This is a genomic window from Pantoea cypripedii, from assembly GCF_011395035.1.
In the GTDB taxonomy this organism is placed as follows: domain Bacteria; phylum Pseudomonadota; class Gammaproteobacteria; order Enterobacterales; family Enterobacteriaceae; genus Pantoea; species Pantoea cypripedii_A.
In genome coordinates, this window is record NZ_CP024768.1 from 1,106,650 (window position 1) to 1,130,060 (window position 23,411).

Genomic DNA, 23,411 nt, shown 5'->3' on the forward strand with positions numbered 1-23,411 from the left:
TTACTCAGTGACTGGCAGGATCTGCTCGCCTTTGAACTGGGCGAAAACGTAATCTTTCGGCCCCAGCGCATCGTGCTGCTGCACGGTGAACGGTTGCTGGTAGTGCTTAATCAATCCGTCGTAGTCTTTGATGGCGTAGAAACCGTCACGAATGGCGGTGCCATCCAGGCTGCTGGCGTTATTCAGCGCCATCGCTGTCAGGTGCATCGCATCGTAGGCATTGGCAATCCCCACTGCCGGGGTGACATCCGCCAGCCCTTTGATTTGCGGATACTGTTTTTTCAGTTCATCCATCACCTGGTTGCCTTTGGCCGAATTGTGATCGGTGAAGACAAAGGTCTGGATAAAGGTCACCTGATCGGCACCCGGTCCCGCCAGCTCGCTGAAGCGTCCACCGGCCGGTCCCCAATGCGAAACCACCGGCACCTGCCAGTTCATCTTATGCAGCGATTTGACCACCTGCGCAGAAGGGCCGACGTTACCGACCATCAGCAGAGTATCGGCACCGTCGTTTTTCAGTCGGGTCAGCTGCGGCACCAAATCAACATCGCTGTCTTCGATACGCTCGACGCCCGCTACCGGGATATTGTTTTTCTGCAATGCGGCACGGAAGCCTTTCTCGTTCGATTCACCCCACGGGTTGTTGACCAGAATCATGCCGGCTTTTTTCATGCCTTTCTTTTCACTGGCATATTCCACCAGCGCTTCATCCACCAGCTCATCCACAGCAGAGACGCGGAACACGTAGTTTTCCTTTGCACCGTTATGGGTGATGCCGGTACCGGCGGCCCACAGTCCGACAAAAGGCGTCTTCAGTTGATTAGCCAGCGGGACGATCGCCAGTGACACCGGGGTATCGAGGCCGCCAAACAGCACGGCGACTTTTTCTCGCTGGATCAACTCGCGTGCGGCCAGCATCCCTTTGCCGGGGTTACTTTCGTCATCACGGCGTACCAGTTCCAGCGGATGGCCTTTCACACCGCCCGCTGCGTTGATCTCGTTGATGGCGATGGTCAGCCCGCGAGTCAGGGCTTCACCTGATTTTGCTGACTGACCGGATAAGGCCGTGACCAGGCCGACTTTGATCGGTTCCGCTGCGATAGCGGCTGCCGACATCATGGTCATCACGGTCACGACAGCGCATTTACGCCAGTTTTTCAGTAACGATTTTCCGGACATCTCTCACCTCGGGTAGATTGCTAGCAATAATATTTTTATTTCTAGCAATTACGATGCCAGTTTGATATTGCTTAGAAACAGGCGCTTTTTAACGCAAGTTAGCGACAAAACTGCGCCATTTTGGTGCTGGTGCGCCAGCGTTGTGCAAATTACCTTCAGGAGGCGTTATGTCTGGTATTGAGCAGGCAGTTGAAGTGGTGAAGAAGTTTCTGGCGGCATCAATGGCCCCCGATGCGGTGTTAGCAGCAACCTATATGCATCCGCAGGTGAGCATTACCTTTACCGGTAAACGTGAGTTTCCTGGGACTCAAGGGATCACCGATTTTAATGGCGTGCGCTATAAATGGGTGAAGAAGTCACTCGGACAGTTTGACTGGATGGATCGCGGCGATCACGTGGTGGTGTACTCCAACGGCACGCTGTATGGAGAATGGCCGGATGGTCAGCCTTTTGCTGGCAATCGTTATCTGGATCGTTATGAAGTCCGCGACGGATTGATCGTGAAAATGGATGTCTGGAACGACAGCGCCGAATGGATATTGATGCCGGAGATTAGTCGGGTGGCGTAGCGTAAGGTTGTAGCGGCGCGATTGATCGCGCGGGTTTACCTGCACCACGCATGGAATTGCGCAATAAATCGCGCCGGTATGCTGGCTAGCTGCTGGCGTTTTGCGCATCGAAACTGATATACAGATTTTCCGGCATGCTGAAAATCCTCTCCAGTGACAGCATGTTTTTCGCGCCGGTATCACCGGGGGGCGGAGCCAGGCGCAGGCCTTGCGTATTATTATTTTTTAAGCCAGCGGATTTAATAACGTGGGGCACTATCATTCCCGTTATTTTTTTATTATCACAACCAATAAGAACCAGACAGCACAGCAGTGCGGTGAGTATCGGCCAGTTGTTCATTTTCCGTATCCCTGGTAATTAATCGTGGGAGAGAATATAGCGGGATATCCTGGATGAAATACTGATTACCCGCAAAGTTTGCTACGGAAATTAAATTTCCCCGCCTCTGTTTAGCTCCCGTTAAATGTTGTCTGTGCTACGAGGCCAGTCTGGATACGATATTAAACGTCAGCAGGCCTACAAGTGTGGTGGCGATTACGGCACCTAAAACAAAGAAAACAACCAATTTAACTAATTGTTTATTCATGGATTTTATTGACCCCCTTGTCGTTGATTAAAAACAAAATATACAGATGATAACCTCTTATTATTTGTGGGTTAGAATCTTCTTACCCTGATAATAATTTACCGCAGTTACTAGCCCGCACTAAATTATCCTGGCAGCTTTTAACTGAAGAAAACATGATGTCGGTCATCACGCCAGCGGGAAATTTTATTAAAGTATGATTTTTATTTCGCTTGTCATTTATTGATTTAACCGCACGGGGTAATTATGAACATCATTCCTTTTGAGGCGAGGCGAACGGAAGCGTCCGACCGGCCTTTATATCAGCAAGATAGTACGGCGGCATTTACGGCATTAAATAGCTCGCCGTCAGGATTAAGTGGTGAAGAAGCGCAGACGCGGCTGCGCGATCATGGCCCTAATGTTCTGCCGCAGAAGCAGGGCAAATCTGCTTTCATGCGTTTTATTGCCCACTTTAAAGATGTATTGATTTATATCCTGCTGGCCGCTGCGGTGATCACCGCGCTGATGGGCCACTGGGTCGATACCTTTGTCATTCTCGGCGTTGCTGTCATCAACGCACTGATTGGATATATCCAGGAAAGTAACGCCGAGAAGTCATTGAAAAGCATTCAGAATATGCTGTCGAACGATGCCATCGTGTTGCGGGAAGGGTTGCAGGCGACCGTGGCGACGCAAAATATCGTGCCAGGAGATGTGGTGATGTTGCGTCCAGGCGACAAGATCCCGGCCGACTTGCGTCTGTTCGACGTTCATAACCTGCGCGTCGAAGAAGCGATTCTGACCGGTGAATCCACGGTGGTGTCGAAAAACACCGCTGCGCTGGAGGGGGAAAAATCCCTGGGTGACCGTTTCAATCTGGCTTATTCCGGCACCACCGTCAGCGCTGGCACCGCAGCCGGTGTGGTGATTGCCACCGGTGGCGATACGGAACTGGGGCATATCAATGCGATGATCTCTTCGATTGAGGAGGCAAAAACCCCGTTACTGGTGCAGATCGATAAACTCGGTAAAGCCATTTTCGCCATCATTCTGCTGATGATGGTGGGCCTGTTCGTGTTTGGTTTTCTGCTGCGCGACATCCCGCTGGGGGAGTTGTTGCTGTCGGTGATCAGTCTGGCGGTGGCGGCGGTGCCGGAAGGATTGCCGGCCATTATCTCCATCATTTTGTCTCTTGGTGTGCAGTCGATGGCGCGCAATCAGGCCATTATCCGCAAATTGCCCACGGTGGAAACCCTCGGGGCAATGTCGGTCATTTGCTCCGACAAAACCGGCACCCTGACCATGAACGAGATGACGGTCAAGGCGGTGGTGCTGGCCGATAGCCAGTGGCGTATCAGCGGCAATAGCTATGAACCGAAAGGTGAGTTTCACGCTGAAGTCAGTGCCAGCGGCGCATCGGCGGCGCAGGATGAGGTATTGCAGGGCTTTTTGCAGATTGTCGATATCTGCAATGAAAGCCAGCTCCATCAGGACACCCACGGTCATTGGGGTATCGTCGGCGGCCCGACCGAAGGGGCGTTAAAGGTGCTGGCAGCCAAAGCGGGCATCAGGTCCGACAGAGTTGAAATAGTCAGTAAGCTGCCGTTTGATTCGCTGTACAAATATCAGGCGGTCAGTGCGGTGATTGACGGTAAACCTGGCATTATGCTGACCGGTGCACCGGATGTACTGCTGTCTCTGTGCCAGCAGCAGCAGGGTGATCAGGGCATCGCCCCCCTCGATACCGCGTATTGGGAACATGCCATCAGCAGCTACGCCAGTGAGGGTTTACGTACCGTGGCGGCTGCATGGCGCTGGTTACCGACGGCTAAACAGACGCTTGACCATGACGATTTGCGTGATGGCATGGTATTGCTCGGCCTCGCCTGCATGATGGATCCGCCGCGTCCGGAAGCCATTACTGCCATTCGCGACTGCCAGCAGGCCGGTATCCGCGTGAAGATGATCACCGGCGATCATCAGGAAACGGCTATGGCCATAGGTCAGATGCTGGGCATCGGCAACAGCCAGGCGGCGGTGACCGGTTATCAGCTGGAGCATATGGATGATGCCGAGCTGAGCGTGGCGGCACAGGAGTATGACATTTTTGCCCGCACCAGCCCGGAACATAAGCTGCGACTGGTGAAAGCGCTGGCGTCGGTGGGCGAAATAGTCGGTATGACTGGCGATGGCGTGAATGATGCGCCTGCGCTGAAACAGGCCAACGTGGGTATCGCGATGGGGATCAAGGGCACGGAAGTGACCAAAGAGTCGGCGGATATGATCCTCGCCGATGACAACTTCGCCACCATTGCTGCAGCGGTGAAAGAGGGGCGTCGTGTCTATGACAACCTGAAGAAAACCATTCTGTTTGTGATGCCGACCTGTTTTGCTCAGGGGTTGTTGATCATCATTGCGATTCTGATGGGCAATCTGCTGCCCCTTACGCCGGTGCAGATTCTGTGGATGAACATGGCAACCTCGGCCACGCTTTCCTTTGGTCTCGCCTTTGAACCGGCGGAGCAGAACATCATGCGCCGTCCGCCGCGTAACGTGCGCAGCAATGTGATGGATGGATTTGCCATCTGGCGTGTGGTGTTTGTTGGCCTGCTGATCTCGGTCAGCGCCTTTATGCTGGAAGCCTGGCTGCAACCGCGCGGTTATAGTCCGGAATTTATCCGTACCGTGCTGTTGCAGATGCTGGTAACGGCACAGTGGGTTTATATGCTCAACTGCCGTAACAGCGATGGCTTCTCACTTGATGCCGGGCTGTTGAAGAATCGGGGTATCTGGCTGGTGACGGTGGTGCTGATTCTGCTTCAGGCGTTGATTATCTATGTGCCGCTGATGAATACCTTGTTTGGTACGCAACCGCTGCCGCTGAAATACTGGTTGATCGCCTTAGTGGTCAGCGCCGGTATCTTTGTGCTGGTGGAGATAGAAAAACGCCTGACGCGCGGCTGGCGTGCATCAGGCGAGCAGGGGATAGTGCGTTAATTATCAAGGCGGGTGCCGTTTGGCACTCGCCATCAATCGCGTTTTTTACCTTCTTCGATAAATTCTTCGTCAATTTCCTCAACGTTATCGCGATTGTCACGTCCGGAGAGCAGATTCCAGCAGGCGATAAACAGCGCGGCGATGAGGGGACCGATAACGAAGCCGTTGATACCATAAACTTCCATGCCGCCGAGGGTGGCGATCAGAATCATATAGTCCGGCATTTTGGTGTCTTTCCCCACCAGCAATGGGCGCAGGATATTATCCACCAGACCCACGACCACCACGAAAAAGCCGATCAGGAAGAACCCTTTCCACAGCGCACCGGTGGCGAAGAAGAAAATGGTGGCCGGTACCCACACGATAGCGGAACCAATTGCCGGAACCAGTGACAGGAACGCCATCAGCGCGCCCCACAGCAGACTGCCGTCAATGCCAGTGAACCAGAATGCCAGCCCGCCCAGCACCCCCTGAACCACCGCGACCACCACCGTCCCTTTAACCGTGGCGCGGGATACAGCGGCAAATTTCAGCAGCAGGTGATGCTTAACGTGAGTGGAGAGCGGCAGCGATTCGAGGATCAGGCTGACCAGCCAGGCACCGTCTTTCAGCAGGAAAAACAGCAGGTACAACATCACGCCAAAACCTACGGTAAAGGTGAAGGTGCCTTTGCCAATGATGAACACGCTGCCTGCCATGTACTGGCCACCCTTGAGGGCAAAACCGGAGAGTTTTTCCTGAATTTGCGCGGCGTTGTTCAGGTGATGCTCGGACAGGTAACTGCGCGCCCACTCGGGCAGATGCTGAAACAGATCGGCAAACACCGCTGGAAACTGCGAGGAGTTGTTTTGCAGTTTGTTGTAGACGGTGTTGATCTCCACCACCAGCGACGATGTAACGATTGCCAGTGGTGTGAAGACGATCAGGCAGATAATCAACAGCGTAATCAGCGAAGCCAGCCCATTCCGATCCCCCAGTTTTTGCCGCAGCAGTGATTTCAGTGGATGGAAAATCACCGCCAGAATCGCCGCCCACAAAATGGCGGAAAAGTAAGGTGCGAGCACATCAAAAAACGCCACCGTGACAATCGCCAGGATGACAATGAAAAAGCCGATATTCAATCCTTTAACTTGCATTAACACGTCTCTTAAATAATGGGGACGAATGAACTATAGAAGGTCTGATGAGGAACGTAACAAATTCGGATGACAGGAAACCGGCCAACTGATGTCCCGATTTGTCCCAGCTTCGTCCGGCCAGGGACTATTCAGATACCGTTGCCGCCAGCGATGATGGCATTTTACCGACAGGAGAAAACCATGCTGGAATTACGCCCCAACTGTGAATGCTGTGATAAAGATTTGCCGCCGGAAGCGCATGACGCGCGTATCTGTTCGTTCGAGTGTACCTTCTGCGCCAGCTGTGCCAGCGAGATTCTGCATGAACGTTGCCCCAACTGTGGCGGGGAGCTGGTGCGTCGCCCCATCCGTCCGGCTGCTGAGTTGCTCCTGCATCCGGCGTCAACCACGCGTCGTAAATCGGTTTTGCGTTGAGTGACATTTTTTCCACTGGCAGTTTGTTCCAAAGCAAATACCTAAACATGAGTATTGCACAGGGTATTATTCGCTTCATCTTTAAGGTGGAAAAAGAAAAGAATCTCCAGAGGGCTGATTCAGGCAGAATTAATGCATCTTATGGACTTCATTAATACTGCTAATATTGAGCTCTGTATTAATCACTGTTGTGTATTAAATCTTCCCGACCGGAATTTATACCAATTGGTGAAAAATAAAATTTGTCTTAATGGCCGTGAGACGGAAGAGATTACCGGGCGGTTTCTGTTTAGGGTGGGTTTTTTATTGATTTTAATGGTTTTTTTATGATTTCAGTGGTTCGCTTCTCTGGAGTTAGTTGATCCGGTAAAATATCGTATGATTTGTGCTGGTCGGAGCACAGACCTTATTCCCGGCGAAATGATGTAGCGCAATACATTATTTCTTTACCCCGCTAACTCTTTACGTATTTTTCCGAAAAATAGTCATTTTTAAAAGTTTTTTTCATTTTTAAATGGTATTGTTTACCGGCAATGCTAGTGATGTGGCGTTGTGTGCTTCAGTTTTACCCTCACTTTTTGCAGGGTTCTCCCTCTTTATGCAATAAATGGAAATTGATTCCTCCCGATCCCTGCGATCGGGCTTTCTTTTCTCTCCCGTATGTTTCCGCATGGCAAATATTGCTGCTTTTTCGGTCCAATGAATGTCAGTCCAGACACAAACGTTAAGAAAGCGATAATTCGAGGTAATTTATTGTAAGTCGGCGGTTTTTTAGGATTTTTGGAAATGCGCTTTTGCCTCCATATCATCAATAGTATGGCTTAACGGCGCTACCATAGCCGTTATCATTGGAGGTAACACCATGAAAAAAACAACATTGACAGTCGTCGCTTCGCTTATTGCATGCAGCTCACTTATTTCCAGCGTCTCCTGGGCCGATGGTCCGGGTGATCAACACTGGCAGCCACACGGTGGCAACCAGCATCAGGATCACGGCAATGGCCCCGATCATAGTGGCAATCGTGGTCCCGACCATGGCTATAACCGTGGCCCTGATCGTGGTAATGACCATTACGCGGGTCGTCCGATGCCGGAAGGCCATCGCGGCGGGGATCGTTTCGCCTGGAATGGCCATGACTTCCGTCGCGGCTATCCGGCACCGCCGGAGTTCCGTGGCCCGCATTATCGCGTTGATGACTGGCGTGGACGCGGTCTGTATGAGCCGCCGCGCGGCGAGCACTGGGCTTATATCGACGGTAACTATGTTCTGGTCGCAGCAGCCACCGGTATCATCACCGCCATTCTGCTGAATAACGCCTTCAACTAATCTCCCGCAGACGGATGGCACCCGCCATCCGTCTTTTCGCTGTTTTCTCCCCCCTGCCAGGCTATCCTGTAAAGCGTCTGTATTTCCTTTCAAAGCGCTAAGGAGTGATGATGGCCGTGGTAAAAATGGTGGCGGTTGATATGGACGGCACCTTTCTCGACGATAAGAAACAGTACAATCGCGCGCGTTTTCAAGCCTGTTACCACCAGATGCAGCAACGTGGCATCAAGTTCGTGGTCGCCAGCGGTAACCAGTATTATCAACTCAAATCTTTCTTCCCCGACATTGCCAGTGACATCGCTTTTGTGGCCGAAAATGGCGCATGGATTATTGACCGGGATGAAGAGTTGTTCTGTGGCGCGTTTTCACGCGAAGACATTCATGCGGTGATGGATACGCTGCAACGCGGCCACTATCCGGACCTGAAATACCTGATCGCCGGTCGCAACAGCGCTTACTACTTCTCGGGTATCGATGAGCAATGGCTGACGAAGATGCGTCATTACTGCCATCGGTTAACAGCCATCGATAATCTGAGTGACACCGGCGATGACAAACTGTTCAAATTTGCCCTCAACCTCTCCGACGACTATGTGGCGATTTTGATGGCCGATATTGAGCGTTTGCATCATGGTGCTGCGGCAGCGACGTCCAGCGGCCATGGTTCGGTGGATTTGATTGTGCCGGGCCTGCATAAAGCTAATGGTCTGCGCCTGCTGCAAACCCGCTGGGGCATCAACAATGATGAAGTGCTGGCTTTCGGCGATGGCGGCAACGATCTGGAAATGCTGGTGCAATCTGGCTTTAGCTTTGCCATGCAAAATGCGCCGCAGCGTGTGAAACAGGCCGCGCGTTATCAGGCTCCGTCCAACAATGACGAGGGCGTGTTGCAGGTGATTGAGCAGATGCTGGCAGGGCAGGGGCCGTTCCAGGTTTGATGCATTGGCGTAGCGGCGCGATTTATCGCGCGGGTTCGTTTCGGCGATGCTGCCAAAAATGCGCGATAATTGCGCCGCTACGAATGGGGTCTGTGCTTGCGCGGATTAAACGATCTGCCAGGCGGCGGCAATCATGTCGCGCAGGATCTCCTGGTCGTAATTGACCCAGCCATTTTTACTGTTCGCGCGCGCCACAATCCACTCTACCTCGGCGGTGGATAAGGTGGGGCCATCCAGCCAGAACGGCATGATAGCGTGCTGTTGCAACCAGGCTTTTAACGCCAGCGCCGGAGGTGCCGGATCATCGGGCAACAGTTGCTGCGCCAGTTGTGCCATCAGACGCTGCTGTTCGGGGTGTTCACCTTCAGCGAGAACCTCAAGGAACGGGAACAACAGACGCCCACAGACCTCCCCATGATGGAAAGGCTTAATCGCCCCCAGTTCCCCGGCGATGCCGTGGATGACCCCCAATCCGGCGCTGCTCAGGCATACGCCTCCCAACCATGAGGCCATCATCATCGCTTCGCGCGCATCATCACCCGTCTGGTCGTGACGATTGAGCGCTGGCCAGGCTTTGAAGAACAGTCGCAGGCCATTCAGCGCCATTTGCTGACTGAACAAATTGCCTTTGCGTGACAGATACGCCTCAAACAAATGGGTGAAGGCGTCAATGGCGCAGGTTGCCAGCACCGTATCGGGCGCACCTTTGAGTAAATCAGGGTCGAGAATTGCCACCTGTGGCACAAATACCGGATGGCGCAGCGAGGCTTTCACCTGGATATTTTGCTGATCGGTGACGACGGCATTCTGCGTGGCTTCGCTACCCGTACCGGCGGTGGTGGGAATGGCGATCAGCGGCAGTGTCACGGGTTGCACCGGCGTATCACCGACTTTTTCCAGATAACGTGCGGTAGGCAGCGGGTGTTGCATCATGGCGCTGAAGGCTTTGGCCGCGTCCAGCACGCTGCCGCCCCCGATCGCCACCACACGATCCACATGACCGCGCCAGCGAGTCACCCAGGCGTCGATCTCCGCGGGGGATGCCTCATGGCTGACGATCTCATAGCCAAGAATGTGATCGTTAAGCGCCGTACCCAGACGCGCCCAGGCCGGGCCGTTGAGAAACGAGCGACCGCAGAACAGCAGCGTCGACTGCGGATTCGCGGCAAGTAACGGCACCAGACGGTCAATGCTGCCGCGGGCAAACAGGGTTTGTTGATTACTGTACAGCTCAATCAGATTCTCACTCACCTGCAGATCCTTTTTCATGGGCGGAAAACCCTTAGTGTAACCAAACCCTCCCAGCTGCCGGGACAAACATTCTGATAACCGACGGGCAAAAATTTGATCACCTTCTCAATTCAGAAATTCACCTGCCGCAGCAGGTGATTTCTTCATCTTGTTACCCTTAACATGATACCGGTAACAAGATGCATCGCGATGTAACAACATCTCAAACGCTGCTGTATCCATCGTCCTCAGGACTTATCACAACAAACCGCTGCCGGTGAAAGACCGTGCAAAAAGGTGGAGAAAAATTATGCCATTACTCTACGTGGCAATTGGCGTGGCGTTACTGCTACTGCTGATGATTCGCTTCAAACTGAACGGCTTTATCGCGCTGATTCTGGTGGCGCTGGCAGTCGGCATGATGCAGGGCATGCCCGTCAACAAAGTGATCGGATCGATCAAAACCGGTGTTGGCGGCACGCTGGGCAGCCTGGCACTGATCATGGGGTTCGGTGCCATGCTGGGCAAACTGCTGGCCGATTGTGGTGGTGCACAACGTATTGCCACCACGTTGATCGAAAAGTTTGGGCAAAAGCATATTCAGTGGGCGCTGGTGCTGACCGGCTTCACCGTGGGCTTTGCGCTATTTTACGAAGTGGGCTTTGTGCTGATGCTGCCGCTGGTGTTCAGTATTGCCGCGTCAGCCCGCGTCCCCTTGTTGTTTGTCGGCGTGCCGATGGCGGCTGCGCTGTCGGTCACACACGGCTTTTTACCGCCGCACCCGGGTCCAACCGCGATTGCCACGCTGTTCAATGCGGATATGGGCAAAACCCTGCTGTTCGGCACCCTGCTGGGCATCCCTACCGTTATTCTGGCAGGACCGGTCTACGCTCGTTTTCTGAAAGGTATCGATAAACCGATTCCTGAAGGGTTGTGGAACCCGAAAACCTTTAGTGAAGCGGAGATGCCGGGCTTTGGCGTCAGCGTTGGCACCGCGCTGGTGCCGGTGATTCTGATGGCCCTGCGTGCGGTGGCCGAAATGGTCTTGCCAAAAGGGCATGTGATTCTGCCTTACGCTGAGTTCTTTGGTGACCCGATCATGGCGACGCTGATTGCGGTGTTGATTGCGATCTTCACCTTTGGCCTGAATCGCGGACGCAGCATGGATGAAGTGATGGGCACGCTGAGCGATTCCATCAAAATCATTGCCATGATGTTGCTGATTATCGGGGGCGGCGGGGCATTTAAGCAGGTGCTGGTGGATAGCGGCGTCGATAAATATATCGCCAGTATGATGCATGAAACCAATGTGTCCCCGATCTTTATGGCCTGGTCGATTGCGGCGGTGCTGCGTATTGCACTCGGTTCCGCTACCGTGGCCGCGATTACGGCGGGTGGCATTGTGGCGCCGTTGATCGCCACCTCCGGAGCCAGCCCGGAACTGATGGTCATTGCCGTCGGCTCAGGCAGCGTGATTTTTTCTCACGTCAACGATCCGGGGTTCTGGCTGTTTAAGGAGTATTTCAACCTGACGATCGGCGAAACCATTCGTTCCTGGTCAGTGCTGGAGACCATCATTTCAGTCTGTGGTTTGGTGGGTTGTCTGCTGCTGTCGATGGTGATTTGATGTGAAGCTGCTGAGGCATTGCGCCTCAGCAGTTGCGGTCTACTGCGCCAGTGCGCGGAAGGCCGCCAGTTCCTCTTCAGGCATCCCCGCCTGTAAAGCCGCCTGGCAAATTTTTTCCCAGCTATTGGTATCCAGCGGAATGCCGTCGCATTCACGCTCCAGACGATTGTTCTCTTCCCATTCGCCCGGTATCTGAATCGGCGCATCGCCACTTTGCGGTGAGCGTTTTACCCAACTGAGGAAGGATTCTGCTTCCTGCTGCATGGCGGGCGCATCAAAGGCATCTGGATTCACGATGATGGTGGTCATGCAGTTGAAGATGGCATCGTGGCAGCTCACCAGGGTTTCATCATGTGTGGTACGTCCACCGGAGAGCGCGCCACCGAGAATTTCGCACATGGTAGCCAGCGCATAACCCTTATGCAGGCCGAAGGGCAGCAGTGAACCGTAGGGTTCCTGATGCATCACGCCAGGCTCGGTGGTGCCTTTGCCCTGATGATCGATCAGATAACCCGGTGCCACCTGCTGTTCTTTATTCCAGGCCACGCGGGTTTTGCCGAAAGCAATGCCGCTGGTGGCGAAATCAAGCAGCAGCGGTTTGGCGTTGGTACGTGGGAAGATGGCACAGAAGGGGTTAGTCCCAAAACGACGGTCGCTGCCGTTGAATGGCGCAACCATCGGATCACCCGCGACGTTGACGAAGTGAAAAGAGACAAACCCGGCAGCGGCACATTGTTCAGCCCAGTGACCGATGCGCCCGATATGATGTGAATCGTGCAGACCCACGGCGGCGATGCCAAATTTAGCCGCACGCTCAATCCCCATCTTCATCGCTTCCCATGCGGCGACCTGGCCAAAACCATTATGACCGCTGAGAGTGAGCACCGCGCCGACATCTTTTTCAATCGTGGTGTGCTGATTCAGCTGCAAAAAACCCTGAGAGAGAGAAATCATATAGCTTGGGATCATGCCGACGCCATGAGAATCATGACCTGCCAGATTCGCCGCCACCAGGTGGTCGGCTACCAGCCGCGCTTCGTCGGCACTACTGCCTGCATGTAACCAGATAGCCTGAACAAACTGATGGAGCCGGGAAGAAGGGATACGAAGAAGGGCACTCACGCGGTTGATCTCCTTTCAAAATAGGTACTTCATCCTGCGACGAATGCTTAATAACGGCAAGTGAGAATTGCAGAAAGCAAAGGGCCACAAAATGTGGCCCCAAAAACTCAGTGTGGTTGTTCAAAACCTGCTTTAACCATTTGATCGCGCAATGCGCGGGTAATCTCACGGTTCCCACCCGTGACAGGATAAATGACATTGTTGACGACATCGTCAAGATAATGTTCTTCAAACTCCTGCATGGTGAGCTGGGTGCCACCTTCATCATTGATGGCAATGCTTCCCCTGATGTGATTGCCATAGTCCTTTGCCCTCAGGCTATAACGCCCCATGCTGGTATTTATCGTGCTCATAGAATCTCCTTGTTACTTAGGCAGTGATAACAATTGAGGCCTGCTACAGGCGTTGTAAGTTTAGACAGTGCGCGGCGGGAGAACGAAGCGGCAAAGTTAAGAAAAATCTCTAGCTGAGACCAGCCTCGCAGAAATAATCATCAGATAAACGCAACGACAGCATTATGGCGTGATGGCTATCGCACCTGACAGCAGAAGCAGGATCTTCATCTATACTTGAGTTAACTGGCGCTATTAATGACGAGAAAAGGAGTGGGAAATGAAAATAATCCTGTGGATCATCGCTATCATCTTCATTGTTGGTCTGTTAACCATTACCGGCGTGTTTAAATTGATTTTCTGACGCTTACAGGCACCCAAGGGTGCCTGTTGACGTTCATTCGGCTTTGGTAAAGGCAGGTGAGTGGGGACGCGAGACGGGTAAAATCACATCCCGCAGACTGAGCGGCTTTTGACACTCAGCACAACAGGCACCGTGGTGGCTTTGCTGCCTGGTTTGTCGGGTACCGGGTAGCGTATAAAAAAATCGGACACACCCACAGCGGCTACAACGAATAGTCATCAGCATTCCTCTTTACCTCCCTCCTGGAATGCTGAGATTTATCTCATTCATCTGATTAGTTCAATCGATAAATTTCATTAATTTATTTACGTTATCAACAATGAAGCACAGATTGCTGAAAATTAAGTCATTTCCGGCGGGGATGGCTAAGAGAAGAGTGCACATTTTATCAATTTTCCCATCGCCCCTTCGTTTACCCCCGGTTCCGGCAACGTTTGGTCATTATGGTAAAATGGGCCATTCGCTTGTCGGACATTCCAGACAATACCTGGAGTGTTTCAGGAAACTTTTCACTAAACTTTTCAGACAGTAGCGTTAATTTTTGGGCAGTTGCCGGCCAGGATATCCGCAGCACTGCCGTCTTAAGGATTGTTTTACAGGAACCTTCGTTGTGAATCGGTACATTTCGGCAGCCTGTGCAGGCTGTATTTTAACCCTCGGAAGCGCTTTTTCTGCCTCGGCATCTACCGCCACTCAGACTATCAAATCAGGCTGGAATACCTTTACTGACAATGTGGCCGAGACCTGGTCGCAGCCACAAAATTATGATTTTTACCTGCCCGCCATTACCTGGCATAACCGCTGGACTTACGATCAGGAGCACATCGACAGGTACAACGAACGCCCATGGGGAGCGGGGGGCGGCGTATCACGCTGGGATGACAAAGGTAACTGGCATGGCCTGTACCTGATGGCGTTTAAGGACTCGTTCAACAAGTGGGAACCGATTGGCGGTTACGGCTGGGAAGCAACCTGGCGTCCGCTGAGTGATGATAATTTTCACCTCGGTGCCGGCTACACGGCGGGTGTCACTGCCAGAGATAACTGGAAATATATCCCGATTCCGGTTTTATTGCCGATGGCTTCTATCGGATATGGCCCTGTTACCTTCCAAATGACTTATATTCCAGGCACTTATAACAATGGTAATGTCTATTTTGCCTGGTTACGATTTCAGTTTTAGCGGATGAAGACGGATGGAAAGTGTGAAGGTTGGCGAAAAACACGATATTTATCACTTTTTCATCAATTCGCACTGGACAAATGTCACCGCAATTGCTGTACTAGACGCCGACACAGTTTAGTGTCCATTTTTCATGTAAAGGTAATATAGATGTCCAAGATCAAAGGTAACGTTAAGTGGTTTAATGAATCTAAAGGATTCGGTTTCATTACTCCTGAAGATGGCAGCAAAGATGTATTCGTACACTTCTCTGCAATCATGAGCAATGGCTTCAAAACTCTGGCTGAAGGTCAGCGTGTAGAGTTTGAAATCACTGACGGCGCTAAAGGCCCATCTGCTGCTAACGTTATCGCTCTGTAAGTTAACACGCAGAATTCTAAAAACCCGCCTGCTGGCGGGTTTTTTTATGCCTGCCACCAAATGATGGCCCAGGCGATCAGGGCGAAAGTGCTGATGGATAATGCCAGCATTTCATCCAGGGTCCGTGGGATCATTCTCTTCATTGCATTGCCTCCTGTAGCATTCAGGCCAGCATGGCAAAGCAACATTAAGTCTGCCTTAAGCGCTGATGACAGGCGTATGACAGGGCACAAACTGCGGCGTCTCTCACAGATAATCTCTGTAACATCCCCATAACAATCCTTACTTGCAGCTTTTTTGCTGACAACGCTATATAACAGCAGGAAATGGATTATTGAGGAGGCAGGATGAATATACGTCAGGCACAGGCGAAAGACAGTTTTGCTCTGAGTGCACTGCTGACCGAACTGGGTTATGCCGGCACTGAAGGGTTTATTGAGACACGATTAGCACAGCTTTGTAGCCATCCCGATGAAGTGCTGTTGGTGGCCGAGCATGGCACTCAGGTGCTGGGTTTTCTCTCGCTCCACTTTATCCCGCAACTGGCGCTGGCAGGTGATTTTGCCCGTATCAGTTATTTCTGCATAGCGGAAGGTGAGCGCAGCAAAGGGAGCGGACAGCAGTTACTCAGCTATGCCGAGCAACTGGCGCGTGCGCGAGGCTGTGACCGCATGGAAGTGCACTGCCATGCCTCACGCCTTAAAGCTAACCAGTTTTATGCGCGCGAAGGGTATGTGGAATCGCCGCGTTATCACATCAAAGATTTGGCCTGAGGTTAATTTCGCGACCCGATGCAATCACCAGCGCGTCAGCAATACTGTCAAGTTGCTGCAATGGCAGCATGGCAGTGCTGACGCGAATGAATTGTTCGGCATTGATGCTGTAGCGTTCACCGGGCACGGCGGCGATACCTCGGGCGGCGAGCGTAATCATGGCATATTGTTCTGACTCCACCGGAATATACAGACTGAGGCCATCACGGTCGGCCAGCACCAGCCCGCGAGCCTGCAAGGCGTGCAGCAGCTTCTGGCGGCGCTCCCGATAGAGGGCTTTTGCCTGTGTGACTTGCTGTTGAGTGGTGGCGTCTGTCAGCATCCAGGCAACCGCATCCTGCAAAATTCGGCTGGTCCAGCTGACACCAAAATTACGCCATGCCTGAATTCGCTTCACCAGTTCACCGGGGGCAGAAAGCACCGCCAGCCGCAGGTCCGGACCGTAGGCTTTTGAGAATGAGTGAACATGCACCACGCGCTCGGGAAAGTGGCATCCCAGGCTCCACACCGGCCAGTGTGACAAATCGCCAATCCCGTCATCTTCCACAATCAACGTTTTGCTATTGGCCAGCACGCGCGCCAGCTCAGCGCTACGTTGCTGCGTCACCGTATGTCCGGTTGTTGAATGGGTGCGCGGTTGGTAGATAAACATCGCCGGTGATTTGTGTAAATGTGCCGCTAAGGCAGAGGGAATCGGCCCCTGTTCATCGCAGGGCAACGGCAGAATCTCCGCACCGATATTATCCAGCATATCCAGTAAACGTGTCGCGGTGGGATCTTCGAGCACCACCCGGTCGCCAGGAGACAGCAGCGTTTGCACGATTAAATTCATCGCATCAAAACCGCCATCGGTTGAAAGCCATGCCTCTGCCGGATAAGGCCAGCGTGGCGTAATCGCCGCCAGCAACTGCGGTGAAATGGCTTCACGATGATAGCTATTCAACTGGGGTGACTGAAGGCCAGCCAGCATCGCCGGTTGCAGATCCGGTAACAGCGCCGGATCGGGGGAGGCCATGGCCAGATCGGCAAGGATGTTATCGCCGTAGTTGCCGATTTTTTCAAAACGAATGGGCCTCGGCATCACCGTATTGCCACACACCCACACCCCACTGCGTCCTTTACCGGCCAGCACTTTCTGCTTTTTCAGCTGTGACCAGGCCGCCGATACCGTTGCCGGACTCACGCCCAACAGCTCCGCCAGCTCGCGTACCGCGGGCATTTGCATACCCACAGCAATCTGCCCATCACGAATTAATGTGGAAGCGGTAAGCGTAATGCCCTTCACCGACGCATCGGTAATTTGCGCGCTGAACCAGTCGATATCTACCGTTTGCGTCATAAGAAAAACCTTTGTTCAGTAACAAAGAATTTATTGTTCAGGTTAGTATTCCCGATTTAGTATCAAATTCAAGCACTATTTGCTGAATAACTAAACGCAGCTTGACTGCAATCAGATAGAACGGGGAAACAACAACTATGGTAACCATCAGACTGGCGGTTCGTGACTGGGATTACTTTACACCGCTGGCACTCGGCGACCTCAAGCCAGAAGGGTTTCAGCTGGAAATTGACCGCGTCGGTACGCTGGTTGATAACCTGGGTAACAGCGATAAATACGATGCCGGTGAGGTTTCTTTCAGCCGTTATGCCCAGTCGCGTGCGAAAGGCGACACCTCACTGCTCGGTCTGCCACACTTTCTGATGCGTGGTTTTCGGCAGCGTTGCATCATCACCACCGCGGATAGCCCGATTACCACCCCGGCTCAGCTGAAAGGGAAAAAAATCGGTGTCACGGGCTGGCAGGATTCCGGCAATACCTGGACGCGCACCGTGCTGCGTGAAGCAGGAGTCGGTATAGACGATGCATACTGGTTTGCTGGCCGCCTGACGGCGGAACATCCGATTGTTGATCGCCTCGCTGGCTTTGGCCGTCCGGGACGCATTGAAGTGGCCCCTGGCGAACGCCCGTTGATCGAGCTGCTGAAAGCCGGTGAGCTGGATGCGGTTTTCACCCCGTTTATGCCGGAAGGTTTCTTCCTGCCGGAATCGGGTCTGCGTCAGCTACAGGTCGATTTTGCCAGTGCCGAGCGTGATTACTTTAATCGTGTGGGCTATGTGCCGGGGATTCATATTCTGGCGTTGAAACCCGCGCTGGCGCAAGAGCATCCGTGGCTGCCACAGGCGCTGAGTGAAATCATCGATCGTTCGTACCAGCTATGGATGAAGAAACGCGAGAAATACGCCGACACCACGCCGTGGTTACTGGATGATTTGCGACGTACCGCGCAGGAATTACCGGCCGACTGGAATCAAAACGGATTTGCCGCTAACAAAAAGATGATTGCGGATTTTGCCAGTGAGTTGTTTGAACAGGGCTTAACCAAAACATTGCTGACGCCGGAAGCGATCTTTCCGGCGGCGGCTCAGGGGGAATGATGATGAAAGTAGCGATGGGACAATTTGCGGTCAGCCGTGAATGGCAGGAAAACGCCGATATCTGCATCGGCCTGATGAATAACGCGCTGGCGGGTGGTGCCGATTTGCTGGTGCTGCCGGAAGGCGTGCTGGCCCGCGATATTGCTGATCCGGATCTGGTGTTAAAAGCGGCCCAACCGCTCGATGGCCCGTTTCTGACGCAGATCCTCGCGGCCAGCAAAGGTAACCCGCTGACCACCATGATGAGCGTGCATGTGCCAACGGAAGGGCAGAAGGCGCTTAACGTGTTGATCGCTATTCGCAATGGCGAAATCATCGCGAAATACGAAAAACTGCACCTGTACGACGCCTTTGCCATGCAGGAATCACAGCGTGTTAATCCCGGCCATGTCATCCCGCCGTTAGTTGAAGTGGCGGGGATGAAAGTGGGTCTGATGACCTGTTATGACGTCCGTTTCCCGGAGCTGGCACGCCGTCTGGTGCTGGATGGTGCCGATGTGCTGGTTCTGCCTGCGGCCTGGGTGAAAGGGCCGCTGAAAGAGATGCATTGGGAGCTTCTGACCACGGCGCGCGCGCTGGAGAACACCTGCTACATGGTGGCGGTGGGAGAGTGCGGCCCGCGCAATATCGGCAACAGCCTGGTTGTCGATCCCCTCGGTGTGGCGATTGCCAAAGCACCGGAGTCAGCTGCACTGGTATTTGCCGACCTCGATCCACAACGTATTGCCTATGCACGCAGCGTTTTGCCGGTCCTTGAGAACCGTCGCTTTGCTCGCCCTGAACTGAAAACACACTGACAGCACTGGGAAATTGAAGAATGAAAAAAATGACTCTCGCTATCGCGCTGGCTCTGGGCCTGTCGGCATCATTCGCCCAGGCGGATGATGCGATTCCCACCCAGAAAGTTGACCAGGCGCTGCACGATCGTTTGCCTGCGGACATCAAAAGCGCCGGTAAAATGATCGCTGTGAACAACGGCTCTTTCCCTCCGTATGAGATCGTCAATGGTACGCACTCGATGGATGGCGCTTCCGCCGATCTTGCGGTGGCGCTGGGACAATTGCTGGGGGTGAAAATCGAACATGCCACCGTCAGCGGTTTGTCAGGTGTGTTGGCAGGGATTAATTCTGGTCGCTATCAGCTGGCGATTGGGCCGATTGGGGATTACCCGGATCGTCAGGAGAAAGTTGATTTTATCGATTTTGTGCAGGAGTTCGTGGTATTTGGCGTACCCAAAGGCAATCCGGCAAAAATTAACGGCCTCGATGATACCTGCGGTAAACGCATCGCGGTGATGGCGGCGGGCTCTGCGGAGCAGGTGATTCGTAAGCAATCGGATGCCTGTGTAGCGGCCGGTAAACCGGCAGTGGTGGTGCAGTCCTTCACGGACCAGCCTTCTTCGATTCTTGCGGTACGTTCAAAACGTTCTGACGCCTTCTTCTCATCACAGGCTCCGCTGACATATTTTGTCGAGCAGGCTAATGGTCAGCTGGAATTGTCCGGCAAGGGTCAGAAAAATGGCTTTGGTGATATCTTCCAGGGCACGGTGGTGCCGAAAGGTTCTGAGCTGGGTAACGTGGTGCTGGATGCGTATAAAGAACTGTTCAGCAACGGAACTTACGCTGTCATCATGAAGAAGTGGAAGCTGGACGGTAACATGTTGCAGGCTCCGGGCCGTAATCTGGCGCAAGGGGCGGCAAAATGAGTGTAAACACCAACGATTCGCGAGCCAGGGATAAGGCCGACGTGCAGCTGCGCGACGTGGCTTTTGCCCGCAACGCGCCCACTTATGGACGCTGGGTCTCATGGATTGTGGTGCTGGTGATCGCTTCCAACTTTCTCTGGCTGGTGGCGACCAACCCAAACTTCGAGTGGACGGTGGTACTGAAATGGTTCACTGAAGGTTCGGTGCTGAAAGGGTTGCAGGTGACACTCGGGTTGACAGTGGTGTCGATGATTCTCGGCACCCTGCTGGGCCTGTTGCTGGCGGTGTGGCGTCTGTCGGAGAACAAGCTGCTGAGTGGCATCTCGTCGCTATACATCTGGTTCTTTCGCGGCACTCCGCTGCTGGTGCAATTGATCTTCTGGTATAACCTGTCAACGCTGTTCCCGACGTTGTCGATTACCGTTCCCTGGACCGGTATCACCTTTGCCAGCTGGAACACCAATGATCTGATCACGCCGTTAACCGCAGCGATTGCCGGGCTGGCATTGAACGAAGCGGCCTATATGGCGGAGATCATTCGTGCCGGTTTGCTGTCGGTGGATAACGGCCAGGTGGAAACCACCCAGGCTTTCGGCATGAGCCGCACGCGTGCGCTGCGTCGCATCATTATTCCGCAGGCCATGCGTTCCATCATTCCACCGACCGGCAACCAGCTGATCAGCATGATCAAAGCCACTTCGCTGGTGAGCGTGATTGCGATGGGTGATCTGCTGTATTCGGTACAGGCGGTGTACAACCGTACCTTTGAAATCATTCCGATGCTGATGGTGGCGGTGATTTGGTATCTGATCATCACCTCGATTCTGAATGTCGGTCAGTCGGCAATCGAACGTTACTACGCCCGTGGAACCAAACGCACGGTGGTGGCCACCAAACGCCGCAGCCAGGGTGACGATAGCCGTCAACGTACCCTGGTGCAGAAGGAGGATGTATGAGTGATGTTCAGCCGCTGGTGCGCGCCCGCAATGTGCAGAAAAGCTACGGTGATAATGAGGTACTGAAAGGCATCGATCTGGATGTGTTCCCGGGCGAAGTCGTGGTGATCCTCGGGCCTTCTGGCTCGGGCAAGTCCACCTTTCTGCGCTGTATTAACCATCTGGAAGATATGAACGCCGGTTCAATCATGGTGGGGGATGAGCAAATTGGTTATGAATTAAAAAAAGGCATTTTGCATCGCCTGTCACCGCGCCGGATTGCGCATCAGCGCCAGAAGATTGGCATGGTGTTTCAGCAGTTCAACCTCTATCCCCATATGACGGTGTTGCAGAACATCATTGAAGCGCCGATTGGCGTGCATAAGTTTCCGCGCCAGGATGCGCTAAAACATGCCCGTGAGTTGCTCTCGACGGTAGGGTTGAGTGATAAAGCGGATGCCTGGCCGCGCCATCTGTCAGGGGGGCAGCAGCAGCGTGTGGCGATAGCGCGTGCGCTGGCGATTAAACCCTCGCTGATGCTGTTTGATGAACCGACCTCAGCGCTCGATCCTGAGCTGGTGGGGGAAGTGTTGGCGACCATGCGCACGCTGGCGGATCAGGGATTAACCATGATTGTGGTCACTCATGAAATTGGTTTTGCCCGTGAAGCTGCTGACCGTGTGGTATTTATGGATGGTGGCGTGGTGGTGGAGCAGGGCAGTCCGGAGCAGGTGATTGGCAATCCGCAGCACCCGCGTACTCAGGCGTTTTTGAGCCGTTTTATCTGAAACTTGCCCGGTGGCCGATCTTACTCTGTTACAGATTGCAGTTGAGCTGGCAAGCGATCTGCGCGTAAATATCAGTCACCGTTTTTCGCTAAGGTTGAAAGGTTAATTATGGAAGGTATCAGTATTGCCAAACTGCTGATCATCGGTGCTCTCATCGTTCTGCTTTTTGGCACCAACAAGTTACGTTCACTGGGTGGCGATCTGGGTTCCGCAATCAAAGGCTTCAAAAAGGCCATGAAAGATGATGAATCCACCGCAACCAAAAGCACTGCTGAAGAAGCACCGGCAGAACGTGTCAGCCACAAAGAGTAATCTCTACGGCTAACGTCAATAAGTGTAAAAATTTATTACGTTGTAAAAAAACCAGACTGTCTCCAGTCTGGTTTTTTTGTTTTCCGTAGCGGCGCGATTTATCGCGCGCCTTTGATTTTGATGTCGCTGCGGCAGGAAGCAGGGATTACTTAACTTCCAGCCCTTTGGCCTGCATATCAGCATGGTAAGAGGAGCGCACAAACGGGCCACAGGCCGCGTGGGTGAAGCCCATTGCCATCGCTTCAGCTTTCATCTCATCAAACTCAGCCGGGCTGACATAACGCTGCACTGGCAGATGGTGACGGCTCGGTTGCAGATACTGGCCCAGCGTCAGCATGGTGACGCCATGACGACGCAGATCGCGCATCACCTCAATGATTTCCGCATTGGTTTCACCCAGACCCACCATCAGGCCGGATTTGGTCGGCACGTTTGGATGCGCTTCTTTAAAACGCTCCAGCAACTTGAGTGACCACTCGTAGTTGGCACCCGGTCGAACCTGACGGTAAACGCGTGGCACGTTTTCCAGGTTGTGGTTGAACACATCTGGCGGCGTCGCGGTGAGGATTTCCAGCGCACGATCCATACGGCCACGGAAATCCGGTACCAGGGTTTCAATCTTGATCGAGGGGCTTTTTTCGCGGATGGCACTGATGCAGTCGGCAAAGTGCTGAGCACCGCCGTCACGCAGGTCATCGCGGTCAACCGAGGTGATAACCACATAACGCAGCGCCATATCGGCGATGGTTTGGGCCAGCTTCACCGGCTCGTTAGCATCGGGGGCCGTCGGGCGACCGTGTGCCACATCGCAGAACGGACAACGACGGGTACAGATAGCGCCAAGAATCATAAAGGTCGCGGTGCCGTGGTTAAAACATTCCGCCAGGTTAGGGCAGGACGCCTCTTCGCACACCGAATGCAGGCCATTTTTGCGCATGGCGGCCTTGATGCCCTGGATACGGCTGGAGTCGGCAGGAAGTTTGATCTTCATCCACTCCGGCTTGCGCAGAATTTCCTCGCGCTCAGTGACCACGGTTTTCACCGGAATCAGCGCCATTTTGTCGGCATCGCGATATTTGACGCCACGTTCCATCTGAATTGGTTTACTCATA

General features: G+C 53.3%; 23 protein-coding genes. 15 read left to right on the plus strand and 8 right to left on the minus strand.

What is annotated here, in order from left to right; all coding sequences use genetic code 11:
* Positions 1 to 1,179: an ABC transporter substrate-binding protein gene (locus CUN67_RS05050; protein ID WP_208714270.1), complete on the minus strand. Its 1,179-nt coding sequence runs from the start codon at positions 1,177 to 1,179 to the stop codon at positions 1 to 3.
* Between the two features lie 167 nt (positions 1,180 to 1,346).
* Between CUN67_RS05050 and CUN67_RS05055 the strand changes: the two genes are divergently transcribed.
* Complete coding sequence (locus CUN67_RS05055; RefSeq protein WP_208714271.1) at positions 1,347 to 1,748, plus strand: nuclear transport factor 2 family protein; 402 nt, start codon at positions 1,347 to 1,349, stop codon at positions 1,746 to 1,748.
* 85 nt (positions 1,749 to 1,833) lie between these two features.
* Here CUN67_RS05055 and CUN67_RS05060 read toward each other — a convergent pair whose 3' ends face one another.
* On the minus strand, positions 1,834 to 2,004 hold the full coding sequence (locus CUN67_RS05060) for a hypothetical protein (RefSeq protein WP_208714272.1): 171 nt from the start codon (positions 2,002 to 2,004) through the stop codon (positions 1,834 to 1,836).
* A gap of 577 nt (positions 2,005 to 2,581) precedes the next feature.
* Here CUN67_RS05060 and CUN67_RS05065 point away from each other — a divergent pair.
* Positions 2,582 to 5,314: a cation-transporting P-type ATPase gene (locus tag CUN67_RS05065; RefSeq protein ID WP_208714273.1), complete on the plus strand. Its 2,733-nt coding sequence runs from the start codon at positions 2,582 to 2,584 to the stop codon at positions 5,312 to 5,314.
* A gap of 32 nt (positions 5,315 to 5,346) precedes the next feature.
* Here the strand turns inward: CUN67_RS05065 and CUN67_RS05070 are convergent, their stop codons facing one another.
* Entirely contained in the window at positions 5,347 to 6,450 is a 1,104-nt protein-coding gene (locus tag CUN67_RS05070) for an AI-2E family transporter (protein ID WP_208714274.1), read from the minus strand.
* 183 nt (positions 6,451 to 6,633) lie between these two features.
* On the opposite strand from CUN67_RS05070, the gene CUN67_RS05075 reads away from it, so the two are divergent.
* The 3 genes from CUN67_RS05075 to CUN67_RS05085 all read left to right on the plus strand — a co-directional run bounded on the left by CUN67_RS05075 (position 6,634) and on the right by CUN67_RS05085 (position 9,132).
* Positions 6,634 to 6,867: a DUF1272 domain-containing protein gene (locus CUN67_RS05075; protein ID WP_208714275.1), complete on the plus strand. Its 234-nt coding sequence runs from the start codon at positions 6,634 to 6,636 to the stop codon at positions 6,865 to 6,867.
* 862 nt (positions 6,868 to 7,729) lie between these two features.
* On the plus strand, positions 7,730 to 8,194 hold the full coding sequence (locus CUN67_RS05080; RefSeq protein ID WP_208714276.1) for an RcnB family protein: 465 nt from the start codon (positions 7,730 to 7,732) through the stop codon (positions 8,192 to 8,194).
* 110 nt (positions 8,195 to 8,304) lie between these two features.
* Positions 8,305 to 9,132: a Cof-type HAD-IIB family hydrolase gene (locus CUN67_RS05085; RefSeq protein ID WP_208717069.1), complete on the plus strand. Its 828-nt coding sequence runs from the start codon at positions 8,305 to 8,307 to the stop codon at positions 9,130 to 9,132.
* 105 nt (positions 9,133 to 9,237) lie between these two features.
* Here CUN67_RS05085 and CUN67_RS05090 read toward each other — a convergent pair whose 3' ends face one another.
* Positions 9,238 to 10,401 (minus strand): iron-containing alcohol dehydrogenase, encoded by a 1,164-nt coding sequence (locus CUN67_RS05090; protein WP_254711378.1) that lies wholly within the window; start codon positions 10,399 to 10,401, stop codon positions 9,238 to 9,240.
* Positions 10,402 to 10,672: 271 nt separating this feature from the next.
* On the opposite strand from CUN67_RS05090, the gene gntT reads away from it, so the two are divergent.
* Complete coding sequence (gene gntT, locus CUN67_RS05095) at positions 10,673 to 11,989, plus strand: gluconate transporter (protein ID WP_208714277.1); 1,317 nt, start codon at positions 10,673 to 10,675, stop codon at positions 11,987 to 11,989.
* Between the two features lie 39 nt (positions 11,990 to 12,028).
* Here gntT and CUN67_RS05100 read toward each other — a convergent pair whose 3' ends face one another.
* Positions 12,029 to 13,111, minus strand: coding sequence for a malate/lactate/ureidoglycolate dehydrogenase (locus CUN67_RS05100; RefSeq protein WP_208714278.1), 1,083 nt, complete (start codon positions 13,109 to 13,111; stop codon positions 12,029 to 12,031).
* A gap of 107 nt (positions 13,112 to 13,218) precedes the next feature.
* Positions 13,219 to 13,464 (minus strand): hypothetical protein, encoded by a 246-nt coding sequence (locus CUN67_RS05105; protein ID WP_208714279.1) that lies wholly within the window; start codon positions 13,462 to 13,464, stop codon positions 13,219 to 13,221.
* Between the two features lie 953 nt (positions 13,465 to 14,417).
* Here CUN67_RS05105 and pagP point away from each other — a divergent pair.
* From pagP to CUN67_RS05120, 3 genes are all read left to right on the plus strand, one after another.
* On the plus strand, positions 14,418 to 14,990 hold the full coding sequence (gene pagP / locus CUN67_RS05110) for a lipid IV(A) palmitoyltransferase PagP (RefSeq protein WP_208714280.1): 573 nt from the start codon (positions 14,418 to 14,420) through the stop codon (positions 14,988 to 14,990).
* Positions 14,991 to 15,140: 150 nt separating this feature from the next.
* On the plus strand, positions 15,141 to 15,350 hold the full coding sequence (gene cspE, locus CUN67_RS05115; protein WP_034829024.1) for a transcription antiterminator/RNA stability regulator CspE: 210 nt from the start codon (positions 15,141 to 15,143) through the stop codon (positions 15,348 to 15,350).
* A gap of 347 nt (positions 15,351 to 15,697) precedes the next feature.
* The gene (locus CUN67_RS05120; protein ID WP_208714281.1) at positions 15,698 to 16,123 is read left to right on the plus strand and encodes a GNAT family N-acetyltransferase; all 426 of its coding nucleotides are present in this window, start codon (positions 15,698 to 15,700) and stop codon (positions 16,121 to 16,123) included.
* On the opposite strand, the gene CUN67_RS05125 is transcribed toward CUN67_RS05120, so the two are convergent.
* Positions 16,107 to 17,462: a PLP-dependent aminotransferase family protein gene (locus CUN67_RS05125; RefSeq protein WP_208714282.1), complete on the minus strand. Its 1,356-nt coding sequence runs from the start codon at positions 17,460 to 17,462 to the stop codon at positions 16,107 to 16,109. The genes CUN67_RS05120 and CUN67_RS05125 overlap by 17 nt on opposite strands.
* 137 nt (positions 17,463 to 17,599) lie before the next feature.
* Between CUN67_RS05125 and CUN67_RS05130 the strand changes: the two genes are divergently transcribed.
* From CUN67_RS05130 to tatE, 6 genes are all read left to right on the plus strand, one after another.
* Positions 17,600 to 18,559 carry an ABC transporter substrate-binding protein gene (locus CUN67_RS05130; RefSeq protein ID WP_208714283.1) on the plus strand — a complete coding sequence of 320 codons (960 nt, stop codon included), beginning with the start codon at positions 17,600 to 17,602 and terminating at the stop codon, positions 18,557 to 18,559.
* A gap of 2 nt (positions 18,560 to 18,561) precedes the next feature.
* Entirely contained in the window at positions 18,562 to 19,356 is a 795-nt protein-coding gene (locus tag CUN67_RS05135) for a deaminated glutathione amidase (protein WP_208717071.1), read from the plus strand.
* A 20-nt stretch (positions 19,357 to 19,376) separates the two neighbouring features.
* On the plus strand, positions 19,377 to 20,264 hold the full coding sequence (locus tag CUN67_RS05140; protein WP_208714284.1) for an ABC transporter substrate-binding protein: 888 nt from the start codon (positions 19,377 to 19,379) through the stop codon (positions 20,262 to 20,264).
* Positions 20,261 to 21,220, plus strand: coding sequence for an amino acid ABC transporter permease (locus CUN67_RS05145; RefSeq protein WP_208714285.1), 960 nt, complete (start codon positions 20,261 to 20,263; stop codon positions 21,218 to 21,220). Before CUN67_RS05140 ends, CUN67_RS05145 begins: the two co-directional genes overlap by 4 nt.
* Positions 21,217 to 21,987: an amino acid ABC transporter ATP-binding protein gene (locus CUN67_RS05150; protein ID WP_254711379.1), complete on the plus strand. Its 771-nt coding sequence runs from the start codon at positions 21,217 to 21,219 to the stop codon at positions 21,985 to 21,987. The genes CUN67_RS05145 and CUN67_RS05150 overlap by 4 nt, the downstream gene beginning before the upstream one ends.
* Before the next feature lie 108 nt (positions 21,988 to 22,095).
* Complete coding sequence (gene tatE, locus CUN67_RS05155; RefSeq protein WP_084873392.1) at positions 22,096 to 22,299, plus strand: twin-arginine translocase subunit TatE; 204 nt, start codon at positions 22,096 to 22,098, stop codon at positions 22,297 to 22,299.
* Positions 22,300 to 22,444: 145 nt separating this feature from the next.
* On the opposite strand, the gene lipA is transcribed toward tatE, so the two are convergent.
* Complete coding sequence (gene lipA / locus CUN67_RS05160) at positions 22,445 to 23,410, minus strand: lipoyl synthase (protein ID WP_208714286.1); 966 nt, start codon at positions 23,408 to 23,410, stop codon at positions 22,445 to 22,447.
* Between the last annotated feature and the right edge of the window lies 1 nt (position 23,411).

What these genes read in the sequence shown, in the direction of transcription:
- CUN67_RS05050 (WP_208714270.1), bottom strand. Translation starts at nt 1,179, where the DNA reads ATGTCCGGAAAATCGTTACTGAAAAACTGGCGTAAATGCGCTGTCGTG.
- CUN67_RS05055 (WP_208714271.1), top strand. Translation starts at nt 1,347, where the DNA reads ATGTCTGGTATTGAGCAGGCAGTTGAAGTGGTGAAGAAGTTTCTGGCG.
- CUN67_RS05065 (WP_208714273.1), top strand. Translation starts at nt 2,582, where the DNA reads ATGAACATCATTCCTTTTGAGGCGAGGCGAACGGAAGCGTCCGACCGG.
- CUN67_RS05070 (WP_208714274.1), bottom strand. Translation starts at nt 6,450, where the DNA reads ATGCAAGTTAAAGGATTGAATATCGGCTTTTTCATTGTCATCCTGGCG.
- CUN67_RS05075 (WP_208714275.1), top strand. Translation starts at nt 6,634, where the DNA reads ATGCTGGAATTACGCCCCAACTGTGAATGCTGTGATAAAGATTTGCCG.
- CUN67_RS05080 (WP_208714276.1), top strand. Translation starts at nt 7,730, where the DNA reads ATGAAAAAAACAACATTGACAGTCGTCGCTTCGCTTATTGCATGCAGC.
- CUN67_RS05085 (WP_208717069.1), top strand. Translation starts at nt 8,305, where the DNA reads ATGGCCGTGGTAAAAATGGTGGCGGTTGATATGGACGGCACCTTTCTC.
- CUN67_RS05090 (WP_254711378.1), bottom strand. Translation starts at nt 10,401, where the DNA reads ATGAAAAAGGATCTGCAGGTGAGTGAGAATCTGATTGAGCTGTACAGT.
- gntT (WP_208714277.1), top strand. Translation starts at nt 10,673, where the DNA reads ATGCCATTACTCTACGTGGCAATTGGCGTGGCGTTACTGCTACTGCTG.
- CUN67_RS05105 (WP_208714279.1), bottom strand. Translation starts at nt 13,464, where the DNA reads ATGAGCACGATAAATACCAGCATGGGGCGTTATAGCCTGAGGGCAAAG.
- cspE (WP_034829024.1), top strand. Translation starts at nt 15,141, where the DNA reads ATGTCCAAGATCAAAGGTAACGTTAAGTGGTTTAATGAATCTAAAGGA.
- CUN67_RS05120 (WP_208714281.1), top strand. Translation starts at nt 15,698, where the DNA reads ATGAATATACGTCAGGCACAGGCGAAAGACAGTTTTGCTCTGAGTGCA.
- CUN67_RS05125 (WP_208714282.1), bottom strand. Translation starts at nt 17,462, where the DNA reads ATGACGCAAACGGTAGATATCGACTGGTTCAGCGCGCAAATTACCGAT.
- CUN67_RS05130 (WP_208714283.1), top strand. Translation starts at nt 17,600, where the DNA reads ATGGTAACCATCAGACTGGCGGTTCGTGACTGGGATTACTTTACACCG.
- CUN67_RS05135 (WP_208717071.1), top strand. Translation starts at nt 18,562, where the DNA reads ATGAAAGTAGCGATGGGACAATTTGCGGTCAGCCGTGAATGGCAGGAA.
- CUN67_RS05140 (WP_208714284.1), top strand. Translation starts at nt 19,377, where the DNA reads ATGAAAAAAATGACTCTCGCTATCGCGCTGGCTCTGGGCCTGTCGGCA.
- CUN67_RS05145 (WP_208714285.1), top strand. Translation starts at nt 20,261, where the DNA reads ATGAGTGTAAACACCAACGATTCGCGAGCCAGGGATAAGGCCGACGTG.
- CUN67_RS05150 (WP_254711379.1), top strand. Translation starts at nt 21,217, where the DNA reads ATGAGTGATGTTCAGCCGCTGGTGCGCGCCCGCAATGTGCAGAAAAGC.
- tatE (WP_084873392.1), top strand. Translation starts at nt 22,096, where the DNA reads ATGGAAGGTATCAGTATTGCCAAACTGCTGATCATCGGTGCTCTCATC.
- lipA (WP_208714286.1), bottom strand. Translation starts at nt 23,410, where the DNA reads ATGAGTAAACCAATTCAGATGGAACGTGGCGTCAAATATCGCGATGCC.